The organism is Variovorax sp. KBW07, assembly GCF_003852515.1.
In the GTDB taxonomy this organism is placed as follows: Bacteria; Pseudomonadota; Gammaproteobacteria; order Burkholderiales; family Burkholderiaceae_C; genus Variovorax.
Window position 1 is genome coordinate 70,238 of the sequence record NZ_QAJK01000015.1, and the last position, 11,830, is coordinate 82,067.

Annotated in this window: 14 protein-coding genes; 6 read left to right on the plus strand and 8 right to left on the minus strand. The window is 68.0% G+C overall.

Translation table 11 applies throughout. The features are described 5' to 3' along the window. The first annotated feature begins 70 nt into the window (after positions 1–70). Positions 71–1,417, plus strand: a complete 1,347-nt coding sequence (locus tag DBV14_RS03060; RefSeq protein ID WP_260396793.1) for a trypsin-like peptidase domain-containing protein — start codon at positions 71–73, stop codon at positions 1,415–1,417. A 156-nt stretch (positions 1,418–1,573) separates the two neighbouring features. Continuing rightward, entirely contained in the window at positions 1,574–2,425 is an 852-nt protein-coding gene (locus tag DBV14_RS03065) for an alpha/beta hydrolase (protein WP_124457724.1), read from the plus strand. On the opposite strand, the gene DBV14_RS03070 is transcribed toward DBV14_RS03065, so the two are convergent. The 5 genes from DBV14_RS03070 to DBV14_RS03090 form a co-directional block, all read right to left on the minus strand. Next, positions 2,361–2,972 carry a hypothetical protein gene (locus DBV14_RS03070; RefSeq protein ID WP_124457725.1) on the minus strand — a complete coding sequence of 204 codons (612 nt, stop codon included), beginning with the start codon at positions 2,970–2,972 and terminating at the stop codon, positions 2,361–2,363. The two genes, DBV14_RS03065 and DBV14_RS03070, sit on opposite strands and share 65 nt — an antisense overlap. A 7-nt stretch (positions 2,973–2,979) precedes the next feature. Then, entirely contained in the window at positions 2,980–3,786 is an 807-nt protein-coding gene (locus tag DBV14_RS03075; protein WP_124457726.1) for a thioredoxin family protein, read from the minus strand. Between the two features lie 147 nt (positions 3,787–3,933). Further along, positions 3,934–4,617, minus strand: coding sequence for a PQQ-binding-like beta-propeller repeat protein (locus tag DBV14_RS03080; protein ID WP_124457727.1), 684 nt, complete (start codon positions 4,615–4,617; stop codon positions 3,934–3,936). 47 nt (positions 4,618–4,664) lie between these two features. Continuing rightward, entirely contained in the window at positions 4,665–5,888 is a 1,224-nt protein-coding gene (locus DBV14_RS03085; protein WP_124457728.1) for a helix-turn-helix domain-containing protein, read from the minus strand. Positions 5,889–5,959: 71 nt separating this feature from the next. Beyond that, positions 5,960–6,967 (minus strand): alpha/beta hydrolase, encoded by a 1,008-nt coding sequence (locus tag DBV14_RS03090; RefSeq protein ID WP_260396794.1) that lies wholly within the window; start codon positions 6,965–6,967, stop codon positions 5,960–5,962. Positions 6,968–6,983: 16 nt separating this feature from the next. Here DBV14_RS03090 and DBV14_RS03095 point away from each other — a divergent pair, with 16 nt between their 5' ends. Beyond that, positions 6,984–7,778, plus strand: a complete 795-nt coding sequence (locus DBV14_RS03095; RefSeq protein WP_124457729.1) for a tRNA-uridine aminocarboxypropyltransferase — start codon at positions 6,984–6,986, stop codon at positions 7,776–7,778. A 222-nt stretch (positions 7,779–8,000) separates the two neighbouring features. Next, complete coding sequence (locus DBV14_RS03100) at positions 8,001–9,044, plus strand: alpha/beta hydrolase (RefSeq protein WP_124457730.1); 1,044 nt, start codon at positions 8,001–8,003, stop codon at positions 9,042–9,044. On the opposite strand, the gene DBV14_RS03105 is transcribed toward DBV14_RS03100, so the two are convergent. Next, entirely contained in the window at positions 9,031–9,366 is a 336-nt protein-coding gene (locus DBV14_RS03105) for a GIY-YIG nuclease family protein (protein WP_260396795.1), read from the minus strand. The two genes, DBV14_RS03100 and DBV14_RS03105, sit on opposite strands and share 14 nt — an antisense overlap. A 31-nt stretch (positions 9,367–9,397) precedes the next feature. Here DBV14_RS03105 and DBV14_RS03110 point away from each other — a divergent pair, with 31 nt between their 5' ends. Further along, entirely contained in the window at positions 9,398–9,667 is a 270-nt protein-coding gene (locus DBV14_RS03110) for a helix-turn-helix transcriptional regulator (protein ID WP_124457732.1), read from the plus strand. Between the two features lie 11 nt (positions 9,668–9,678). Here the strand turns inward: DBV14_RS03110 and DBV14_RS03115 are convergent, their stop codons facing one another. Together DBV14_RS03115 and DBV14_RS03120 are read right to left on the minus strand one after the other, a co-directional pair. Then, positions 9,679–10,065 carry an ester cyclase gene (locus DBV14_RS03115; RefSeq protein ID WP_124457733.1) on the minus strand — a complete coding sequence of 129 codons (387 nt, stop codon included), beginning with the start codon at positions 10,063–10,065 and terminating at the stop codon, positions 9,679–9,681. Between the two features lie 128 nt (positions 10,066–10,193). After that, complete coding sequence (locus tag DBV14_RS03120; protein ID WP_185545908.1) at positions 10,194–10,844, minus strand: TetR/AcrR family transcriptional regulator; 651 nt, start codon at positions 10,842–10,844, stop codon at positions 10,194–10,196. A 142-nt stretch (positions 10,845–10,986) separates the two neighbouring features. On the opposite strand from DBV14_RS03120, the gene DBV14_RS03125 reads away from it, so the two are divergent. After that, on the plus strand, positions 10,987–11,619 hold the full coding sequence (locus tag DBV14_RS03125; RefSeq protein WP_124457735.1) for a hypothetical protein: 633 nt from the start codon (positions 10,987–10,989) through the stop codon (positions 11,617–11,619). Positions 11,620–11,830: the final 211 nt, after the last annotated feature.

Below are 11,830 nucleotides of genomic sequence, written 5' to 3' on the forward strand. Positions count from 1 at the left end.
GGGGCGGTTGCCGCGCATGAAGATGTTGTGCCCCCGGAGGGGCTGGCGCCGCGTTGGCACGGCGGCGGTGTTGGCCTTCGCCTGCCTGGCGCCCAGCCTGCCGTTGCAGGCCGCCATGCCGTGGCCGGCCTCGGGGCTTGCGCAACTGGTCAAGACCTACGGCCCGGCCGTGGTGCACATCGGCGTCGAGCGGCCCTCGGTGCCGGTGCGCCGCTACAGCGACCGCTGGCTGGCGCCCGCGCCGGGCACGCTGCCGCAGCAGGGCGGCATGGACGAAAGCAGCCTGGGCACCGGCTTCATCGTCAGCGCCGACGGGCTCATACTGACCAACGCGCACGTGGTGGCGCGCGGCACGCAGATCAACGTCAAGTTGCCCGACCGGCGCGAGTTCAAGGCGCGGCTCATCGGGCTCGATGCGGTGGCCGACGTGGCGCTGCTCAAGATCGACGCGAGCGGACTGCCGACCGTGCGCATCGGCGAGCCGGCCAGCGTCGAGCCCGGCGACGGCGTGGTGGCCATCGGCTCGCCCTATGGTTTCGGCAACTCGGTCACGGCCGGCATCGTCAGTGCCAAGGGGCGGCTGCTGCCGGGCGCCGAATACATGCAGTTCTTGCAGACCGACGTGCCCATCAATCCGGGCAATTCGGGCGGACCGCTGTTCAACCTGCGCGGCGAGGTCATCGGCATCAACTCGCGCATCTACAGCCGCAGCGGCGGCTACCAGGGCCTGTCTTTCGCCATTCCCATCGACGCCGCCATGCGCATCAAGGACCAGCTGCTGTCGACCGGCACCGTCACGCGCGGGCGCATCGGCGTGTCGGTGCAGGAGGTGGGGCAGGCGCTGGCCGACACCTTCCGCCTGCCACGGCCGGCCGGCGCGCTGGTCAACTACGTGGAGCCGCGCGGCGCAGCCGACCGCGGCGGCCTCAAGTCGGGCGACGTGATCCTGGCGGTGCAGGGCCGCGAAGTGGTGCAGGCGGCCGATGCGTTGGGCTTCATTGCCGACCAGGCGCCGGGCGAGAACATCCGCCTCATGGTGTGGCGCGACCGCGCCGAGCAGGTGCTCGAAGTGAAGGTCGAAGGCTTCGACACCCCGCGCCTGCGCAGCGATGCGGCCGATGCGCCTTCGGCGCCGTCGCGCCTGGGCTTTGCGGTGCGCCCGCTCTCGCCGGCGGAGCGGCAGTTCCTGCGCGTCGAGGGCGGGCTGCTGGTGCAGCGCGTCAACGCCGCCGCCTCGCGCGCTGGCGTGCAGCCGGGGGACCTGATCATCGCGCTCAATGGCCAGCCCATCGACAGCGCCGAGGCGCTCGTGCAGGAGCTGGACGTGGCCGATGGCGCGGCGGCCTTGCTGGTGCAGCGCGGGAGCACGCGCATCTTCGTGCCGATCTGCGCGCGGGCGGGAATGTCGCGATGCTGAAGGCGGCGTAGGAAGACGGCGGCACCGCGTGCGGGAAAAGCGGCCGTGTTGCAGGTGGCATCGGGGCCTTGGGCATCCGCACGGAAGAACGAGGCGAAACTAGGCGCCATTCATCCGATCCCATTTCCTTCTCTTCCCTCGACCCCGGAGCCCACCTTGTCATCCAACAAAGTCTTCCGCATTGCCCTGTCGGCATCCGCGGCTGCCATCGGAAGCCTCGCGGCGTACTGGACCCTCCTGGCCACGCGCCAGGGCGACATCCTGTTCAACGCGCGCAAGCTGCCCGTTGTTCATCTGTCCGACGACTTCTCGACCTATTCGCACATCGTGCCCGGCGGCCTGGTCCGCGGGTACGTCTACCACCCCGACGGCGAAGACGCGCTGCAAGACCTGTTCATCTACTTCGCGGGCCGCAGCGAAGACGTGCGCGCCACCGCGCAGATGCTGCACTGGCTTCCGCAGGGCTTCGGCTTCGCGGCCATCAACTACCGCGGCGTGGCCGACTCGCAAGGGCATCCCTCGGAGATCGCGTCCGTCGAAGACGCGGTGCAGTTCGCCAACCACCTGCGCCGGGCCTTCCCGAAGGCGCGCCTGCACGTCGTCGGCCGCAGCCTGGGAACCGGCGTGGCCATTCAGCTGGTGGCGCGGCAGGACTTCGCGAGCCTGCAACTGGTCACGCCCTACGACACCTTGCTGGAAGTGGCAAAGCGGCGCTTTCCGCTCGTGCCTTTGTCGCTGCTGCTGCGCAACCGGTTCGACTCGCTCACGCACAGCGCGGAAGTCGCGGCAATCACCCAGGTGCTGCTGGCCGCGCACGACGATGTCGTGCCGCACGAGCGCTCCGAAAAACTCATTGCCGCGTGGCCGACGCCCGTCAGCGTGCAGACGATTCCCGATTCGGACCACTACAACATCATGGAGCTTGAAGCGACCTGGCTGCACCTTATCGACTTTGCGTTGACGGCGATTCTTCCGGAGCCGATCGTTGCCGCTGTCGAGGGCGGTTGAGCCAGCGCCCGCCTGCATCGAAGCCCCGGCAAACCCCGCTGGCGACCAGCCCGGTCACCCCCAGCATCGCCGCCGTATGAACGCCGACCGCCGCGAGCGCCAGCATCAGTGAGCCTGATGCGGTGATCTCCCGTGCCGACGCATCCCCCATGCACAGCGGAACCAGCGCGGGCACCAGCATCAGCCCGGCGCCGTGCGCGGTGGACACCATGAAGGACCACAGCGCCAGCCCGGCATGTCCCGCCGGTGCGCGCACACGCCGCGCCGTGCGTCCCCACAGGTGAACCACGGCCGCGACGACGAACAGCCCGCCCGCCAGCGCCTGCAGTACGAGCCGGTCCATCGACAGGCCGAAGGCCACGGCGCCGGCCACCAGCGCGACCGATGCGGCGTGCCCGAGCCCGATCGGCAGCAGGGCCCGCAGCGCCTGTGCGCGGTCGTGCGAACGCATGCCCCAGGCGGCCGCCCACATCCATCCGGTGGCCGGGTTCAACCCGTGAAGGGCGCCGACCCCCGCGACCACCAGCCACGGCCAGAGGTTGGCCATGATGCGTTCAGTCGCCGCCGTGGCAGCACGAACCGGCTTGGGACTTTGCCGCGGTGGGCGCGGGCTCGTAGCGGTCGTGGTGGCGCACCCAGTCCATCGCGTAGACCGGGTTGTGCTCGTCGCGGCCCTTCGGCGTGAGGTCGAGCAGGTTGTAGGTGCCCATCATCACTTCCACGCCGCGCTCGTAGGTCGAGTAGGTGTGGAAGACTTCGCCGTCGTCGTTCTTGAAGAACACGCTGATGCCGGGCGCTTCCTGCGCGGGGAAGGGGCGCACGCTGTAGTTGTAGTACACGGCGCCCTTGCCCTCGGCCCACTCCTGCGGCTTGAAGCTCACGGCGAAGTCGTAGTTGAAGTCGTTGTCGTGCGCCGACACCCACTTGAACTGCCAGCCCATGCGCCGGCGAAAGCGCTCGATCTCGGCCAGCGGCGCGCGCGACACCACCAGCACCGAGACGTCGCGGTTCGCCAGGTGCACGCTCATGCCTTCGATGTGGTCGGCCATGAACGAGCAGCTGGGGCAGCCTTGCTCCCATTCCGGGCCGAGCATGAAGTGCTGCACCAGCAACTGGCGGCGCCCTTCGAACAGCTCGGCGAGCGTGCGCGGGCCTTCGGGTGCATCGAAGACGTAGTTCTTGTCGACGCGCGTCCACGGCAGTGCGCGGCGCTCGCGGGCAATGTCGTCGCGCAGGTGCGTCAGCTCTTTCTCGCGCGCCAGCAGTGCCTTGCGCTGGGCGAGCCATCGGTCCTTCGACACGACGGGGTGGTTCTTCACGGTGCCGGTGTCCGCGGTGGCGGTGGCAGTGGCAGTGGTCATGATGCGTTCTCCTTGGCTCGGGGAGCCGGTCGAGGTTCGTCCATGCGCGGCGCCACCCGCCGGGCGGTCGGCGCGCTCGTCTCCGGTCTGAAGACCGAAAGGGGTTGTCGGCGCGAAGGCGTGGTCAGCCGCGCGCCGCGGCGAGGGTCAGGCCCTGCCGGTTTTCGGGCGCCGCACGGCGCGGACTTTTCCGCTGCCTCCGCCGCCGCAGTAGAAGAGGCCGGCCCCGTCGGATTCGAGGCCGCTCACGTTGATGCCGCGCGGCAGTTCGAGCCGTTCGAGCACGGTGCCGCTCTCGGGGTCGATGCGGCGCAGCTCGCTCTCGTCGCCTTCCCAGGTGGCGTGCCACAGCTCGCCGTCGACCCAGGTCACGCCGGTGACGAAGCGGTTCGACTCGATGGTGCGCAAGACCGCACCGGTCGCCGGATCGATCTGGTGGATCTTGCGGTCGCGGTACTGGCCCACCCACAGGCTGCCTTCGGCCCAGGTGAGGCCCGAGTCGGCGCCGTGGCCGGGGGCGGGGATCGACGCCAGCACATGGCCGGTGACGGGGTCGATCTTGTCGATGCGCTGCTCGGCGATCTGGTAGAGGTGCTTGCCGTCGAAGGCCGTGCCGGCATCGGCCGCGCGGTCCAGCGTGCGCGTGGTCTCGCCGCTTTCAGGATCGAAGGCGACCAGATGGGCGCCGACGGCGGCCCAGACGCGCTGGCCGTCGTGCGTCACGCCGCCCACGTTGGCGGCGCCGGCGAAGGGGCCGTATTCGCGCACGACCTCGGCCATCCGCACGGTGGCCTGGACATGGTTCTTGCTGCTTGCTGTCTTGCTCGTCATCGCTGGCTCCTTGTGGTGCGCCTCGGACCGGCGCCTTGGGAGCAACTCTATTCAATCGGCAGCGCGGCGGGGAGTAACAAGATCGTCGTGAATCCCGCCAGCGGCGGCGACAGCCAGCGCTGCGCCCGCGCCCGCCCGATGGAACGCACCCGTCCTTCGGCCTCCAGCTCGGCCAGGGCGCGCTGCACCGTGCGCTGGCTGGCACCCAGGGCCAGCGCCAGCGCCGAGGTCGACCAGGCCGCGCCGTCGGAGAGCAGCGCCACCAGCGAGGCCTGCTCGCCGTCGATGGGCGGCGCCAGCACCGCCACTTCACGCGCCTTGCCATGCGGCTTGAGCGCGAAGCCGCGCGCGGTGGCCTCGATGCCCGCCTGCGCCGCGATGAGCGCGCGCAGCCGGCCGATCTCGACCCGCAGGCGCGCGCGCAGCGTTTCGTCGGGGTGGCGGGTGTTGAACGCGTGGGCGATCAGCGTTTCGCGATCGATGTCGCCGGGCCATGCTTCGGCAAGCGCGCGGGCCAGGGCGAACAGCACCGGCCGGCGTGCCAGCGGCTGCCACGCGTCGCCCGTGCCCACGCCACGGCGGCAGGCATCGACCACCAGCGCATCGGACGCCAGCAGCGCGGCGACTTCGTCGAGGCGCAGTGCCTGCTCGCCGCCGGGAACGAGCCGGCGGGCGGCGGGGCGATCGAGCGTGGCCCGCGCCTCAGCCACTTCTGCCAGCAGCGCCGGCACGCGCGCGCGAAGGGCGGCTTCGTGCGCACTGGCCAGTGCCTTGCGCGCGGTGTCGATGTGCAGCGAGCGCAGTGCCAGTTCGGCGGCGGCCAGCTCGGCCACCGCCGCCAGCGATGGCGGCAGGCCGCGCACATCGAGCAGCGCCAGCGCGGCGGCGGCCTCGTCGAGGCGGCCGAGCAGCAACAGCTTGCGCGCCGCGATGAGCTGTGCCTGCCGCGCGTTGGCGTGGTCGGCGTGCGCATCGAGCGTGGCGGCGGCGCTGGTCAGCGTGCGCGGCGAACCGCTCAGGTCGCGCATGGCCAGCGCGACCTCGGCCTCGGCGACGACGCAGCGCGCGCGTGCCAGCGCCTCGTGGGCACCGAAGCCACGCGCCGCGCGGCGCAGGAGTTCGCGGGCACGCGGGTGCTCGCCGAGCTGGGCCATGGCGATGCCACGCAACGCCAGCGCCGGCGGATCGTCGCGCAGGGCCACCCGCTTGAGGGCGCCGAGCGCGTCACCGGCGGCAAGGGCGCGGGCGGAGGCGGAGATGAGGGAATCCATGGCGACAGGCTACACCGGCGAGTGGATGGGACCTATGGAGCGCCAACGCCAGGCTTTGGCTGATCGACGGATCAGCGCTCATCCCGAAGATGCCTGGACAGGAAATCGAGAATCCTGCGCTCGTAGGCTTCCGGATTGAATGCGTGAAGGTCCACGTGGGCTGCGCCGTTCACCTGCCAGAGTTCTTTGGGCTCGGCGGCTGCATCGAAGATGCGCTGCGTTTCCGCCCATGTCGTGTGCCTGTCGTCCGCGCCGGAAATGATCAAGAGGGGAGCCCCCAGGCTTGAAACATGCTGTATGGGGCGCAGGTCTTGAGTGCTCAGGCCCGTGCGGAACGGAAGTTGCCAAAGCAGCAGGGGTGCCAAGCTCGCGCCGATGGGGCCGAATCGCATCCTCAGCCGATTGGCCAGTGCGTCGTCGATGGTCGGATACATCGACTCCAGGACGATCGCATCGGGGGCCGGCTTGGGCTGCGCCAGGACCGTCGATGCAGCGCCCATTGACACACCGATGATGCCTATGCGCTCGGAAGGCAACTCGCGCCGCATGTAGTCCAGCGCCGCCACGACACCGGACGCTTCGCGCGCGCCGAACGTGACCCGATCACCGGAGCTTTCTCCGTGGGCGGGCAAGTCGATCAGGAGTGCCGCATAGCCGGCACGGTTGAGAAAACGCGCGCGCCGGAGCATTTGCACTCGGTCGGAGCGCACGCCGTGCAAAAGCAGAACAGCGCCTTTTCCGGGTTGACCAGGCGCAAACCAGCCCGACACCGATCCGCCGAAAGGGCCCGGCAGAGTGACGACCCGGGCCGGGAAGTCCGACGGCGGAGGGCCGATGAGGCGTGTCGTGGGTCGGCTTGCTGCTTCGCCCGCGGCGAAGAGCAACGCGGCAGCGCAAACGAGTCCCGCTAGCGCGGCGAGCGCAATATGACTCAGCGACATGAGGCGGAGGGAAAAAATTTTTGGGACTCGAAAGAGGAGAGATGTTTCATCGGTGACAAGGATTGTCGCCACCCGGCCGATGAATGCATCGGGGCGAAAGCGGCCGTTTCCCGCTTGGATGAAGGCGCTCGCAGCCATCCCCGAGAATCCCCGCATGCCCCACGCCGTTTCCCTCCTGCGCGCCGCCCGCTTGGCGCGCAGCGCCAAGCCCTTTCTTGCCCGTGGTGGTTTCAAGCGCGAGCGTTGCGCCGGGTGCCGGCTCGTTCCCAGCCACTGCATGTGCGCCTTGCGTCCGTCGGTGGCCACGCGGGCGGGGGTGTGCCTGCTCATGGCCGACATCGAGCCGCTCAAGCCGACCAACACGGGCTGGCTGATTGCCGACGTGGTGGCCGATACCTTCGCCTTCGGCTGGGCGCGCACCGAGATCGATCCCGCACTGGTGGCGCTGCTGGCCGACCCGCAGTGGCAGCCCTATGTCGTGTTCCCGGGCCAGTACGCGGCGCCGGAACGGGTGGTGACCGCCGTTCGGCTTCCTGATGAAGCCGGCGATGGTGATGGCAATGGCAATAGCGAGATCGCCGCAAAGCGCCCGCTGTTCATCCTGCTGGATGCGACCTGGGGCGAAGCCCGCAAGATGTTCCGGCGAAGCCCCTACCTGGACCGGTTGCCGGTGCTGAGCCTGCAGCCCGAGCAGATATCGCAATACAAGCTGCGCCGCTCCGGCCGCGACGACCACTTCTGCACCAGCGAAGTGGCGGCCCTGTGCATGAACCTGGCTGGCGAACATGCTGCCGAGCAAACGCTGGAGGCCTACCTGGCGGTGTTCACGCATCACTACCTGCATGCGAAAAACCAGCAGCCCATCGTGTGGGACGGCGCCGCGCACCAGCGGCTGCGGGAGCTGGCGCTTTCGCCGCCGCCTCTTGCCCGGGGCAAGGCGCCGGCCTAGGATGCCGCTCATCCGCAACCGCATGCTCGCCAGGAGCAACACGCCATGCAGCTTCGCACCGCCGATGCGGTAATCGCGGGCGTTCTGCCGACGGTCTGAAAACGCAAAAGATCGCCTGCCACAGCCCCAGGTATGCGAATTTGTCAATCCATGTTCGCGGTAGGCCGCTGAACGCCGAATGGCGCCAGACTCCCTGTCCCAACAACAACTGGAGGGGACGCCATGCTGATGTTCACGAATCGGGTGATGGTCAACAGTCCGAACGAGGCCGCGTTCGGAACCAGCTTCAGGCAAGGGTCGGCGCAGCTCGGCATGGCCACGGTGTCGGGCTCGAACAAGAAGGGGTGGGCCGTCTCCGCGGCCGATTCCAACGTTGGTGACGACAAGGCCCTGAATGCATTGGTGCCGCTATTCAAGGGCAACAAACGGGTTCTGGTCTACATCCACGGCAACAACAACACGCCCGCGAAATGCTTCAAGCGGTGCGATGCCTTGCAGGCGCTGTATGGCGTCGAGGTGATCGGGTTTTCGTGGCCGTCCGAAGGGTACTCGGCCGACGGAACGACCGTTCCCGGCGTGCTGCCGACAGAGGTCGACGGCGATGAAAACGAACTTGCCGCGGTGAAGTCCGGCAGCGATCCAGCAGAGGGACCGATCCGCTCGAAGATCAACCGCTACCACCAGGCGACGCTGAACGGCAAGCACTCCGGCGAAGCGCTGGCGCGGTTTCTCCGCCTGCTTGCAACGGCCAGGCTCTACGCCAACGGGCAGCCCTTCACGCTGGCGGCGCACAGCCTGGGCGCGCAGTATCTCGAATACACGCTCGATCTTTCGGGCGCGAGCGAATCCGTATCGGCCGCCCAGAACATACTGTTGCTCGCGCCCTGTGTCCGCTCCAGCGGGCACAAGAACTGGCTGGGCAAGATGCGCCCGAAGGGGCAGCTCTTCGTCACCTTCAACCACGGCGACTCGGTCCTGGCGGCCGCGAGCATTGCCGACAACTCATCCGGGCCGAAGCTCGGCACCGACCCCACCACAGACCTGCTGCGTGTGCCCTACATGCGCTACATCAGCTGCACCAACGCCGCAAAGGACGTGGGCGGCCACGGATACTTCGTCAAGGACAACATGTCGAAGGCGATGAGGAGGGTCTTCGGCCGCATCTTCGGTTCCGACCCGGACATGAACCCGGGGGAAATCGACCGCGACGTCTACGGCATGAAGGGCGACGAAGACGGGCTGACCAAGTACTTCAACGCCCCGTGACTGGCTGAGGCGCCACTGCGGATTCCGCCGCCTCGAAGAAGGCCAGCTTCCGGGCACGGGGCAGCGCCTTGAGCCTGAGTTCCGCCCGCAGCGCGGCGCCCTTGCTTTCATACATGCGCGCCGCGAGCACGCGCAGAGGAGGGCGCGCCCGTGTGAACTTGGCGCCCAGCCCGAAGACATGCTGGAAGAAGCGCTGCTCGACGTCGATGGCTATGCCCGCGTAGTACACGCCGCCTTCGCATTCCAGGAGGTAGAGCCAATACGGCGTGGGCGCTGGAGTGGGCGCGGGGGCGGGCAGAGGGGCAGGCGAAGTTCGAGGCACGTCCGGATTATTGTGCAGCGACAATCCGCGCATGGCCCAAGGCAAACGCATTTCTGTAGACATCGGCAGCGACGCCCTCCAGGCGATCAAGGACATGGGGGCGGCGGCCAAGCTGGCACGAACGAGGGCAGGCGAAGGCCAGTCCGCGGCGGCGGCCAAGCTGGGGGTGCATGTGCAGACGATTGCCCGCATCGAATCGGGCGAGCCCGGCGTCGCCATCGGGCATGTGATGGGCATGCTGGCGCTCTACGGCATCGCAACGAAGTTGCAGCCTTCGGAAGACGGGGAACCGGGCTCCTGAGTGGCGTTGCGTCAGAGCTGGGCTTCGATGGCGGCCTTGTCGATGACGGACCAGACTTCGACGATCTTTCCATCGCGGAATTCGTAGATCACGTTCTCGGTGAACGAGACTTTCTTTCCGTTGACGTTCAAGCCAAGGAACGTTCCCTTCGGCGAGCAGTTGAACTGCAACCGGCTGGCGATGAAGGGCGGATCGACAACGAGCAACTGGATGTCGAACCGGAGATCGGGAATGTCGCGGAAGTCTTTCTCAAGCATTTCGCGATAGCCGGGCACGCCGAGCTGTCGTCCGTTGTGGACTGCCTGGTCGTGAACGAAGTTGGCGAGTCTCGGCCAGGCCTGTTCGTTCAGGCACGCGATGTAGGCGCGGTAGATGTCCGAGAGGTCAGTCCGGTTCATGTCTGCTCCTTCCGTAGACGACTTTGAATGGGGCTCACATTTTCGCTCTGCTGTTCGGGTTCATTCAGGGCGACGCTCACGCCGACGGTGTGCGCAGCGCCGCGCACCGTACGTGAAGCGGTGACGCCTTACCGGGCCCTTCGATTTGCCCCCGGTCGCTTGCGCAAGCCCTCGATCAGCGTCACCACCATGCCGTGCGCGGTGGCATCCAGGTCGGCCGGCGTGCAGGCATCGGCCAGGAGCCCATCGACGTACAGCGATGCGAGGCCGTGGGTCAGCGCCCAGCCCGTCAGGGCAATCCGTTGCACGTCGGCCTCCGCAATCCCGAGGCCGACCCGAGCGTCGGCAACGGCCTGCTGCACCACCCCCAGCGACTCGTGGCCTGCCTGCATGAGTTCGGGAAAAGAGGCCTTGTCGCATTCCGGTCCGAACATCAATCGGTAGAGCCGAGGCCGGTCGGCCGCAAACCGCACGTACGCCGTGCCCGATGCCACCAGCGCCTCCAATGGATCGGGTGCCGCGCGGCGCGCCTGGTCCGTGCGGCGGGTCAGGTCACGAAATCCCTCGGCGAGCGCGGCCGCAAGCAAGGCCTCCCGGCTCTCGAAATGGCGGTAAGGCGCCGCGATGCTCACGCCCGCCGCAATGGCGGCCGCACGCAGCGTGACGTGCCCGCCCGCCCCTTCATCGATAAGGCGCGTTGCCGCGGCCACGAGGGCTCTGGGCAAGTCGCCATGGTGGTATCCAGCCTTCGGCTCGGCTCTCGAGCGAGGGGTGTGCATCGCGTTCGCTCTCTTCATGTTGACAAGAATAACATTGGCTCATACGCTTGATGTTAGCAACGATAACTTCTGGCCGATTTCAAGAAAGGAAAGGCGACCGATGCTTGCTTCGACAACCCCTGGTTCTGGCACCCCGGCACGCTTGGGCGCGCTGCTGTACGGCATCGGCGCCGTCGGTCTGGTTGCCACTTGTGTGTTCTATGTCCTGGCCGGACCCGAGGCGGCGTTGCCCGGTGGTGCGTCCAGCACTGCGCAGGCCATGGCGGCCACGCCGCACGCGACAGGCTGGATGCGCCTGGCAGGTCTGGCCGGCATGCCCAGCGACGTGTTCCTGGCGGTGGGGACCCTGCTGCTCGCCTCGTGCGAATACAGGCGCGGAGCCACCGCGGCAATGGCGGGATGGCTTGCGCTGGCCATCGCAAGTGCGTTGTTCATCGTCGTCGATGCCACGGTGGCCATGGTGCTTCCGTTGAGCGCATCGCAAACCGGCGGAGAAGCGGCTTACGCGGGCTTGCGCGCGCTCTTCGACGTGCTGTTCACGATCGGGGCGTGGACAGCGGGCGGCGGCGCGCTGTTGGCCGCATGGAGAACCGACGGCGTGCTGTTCCGCAAACCTGCCGTGGGATGGGCGATGCGCGTGGCTGGCACCGTGTGTCTGCTCTCGGCCACGGCGCATCTGGTCGGCTTGCCAGGCGCGCAACTCATCGGCCCCGGTATTGCGCTTCTGGCGCTGGCTTCGGGCGGTGCGGCAATGATTTATGCAGGTGACTGTTAAGAGCGATCACATTGGATGGCCGCTTTTGAGTACAAATGGAAAGTCGCCTCAGGGCCTGTTGCGATGACGATGCGTGCGGCTCAGTCGGCCACAACAAGCCGTTCGCGAGCGCCGCTCATTTCGCTGGACAGCGGACATTCGCGGCGTACGCCGAAGGCCGATGGCGGCCATGAGCGGAGCGTCGCCGAAGGAATCTCTGTGACCGCTGAGC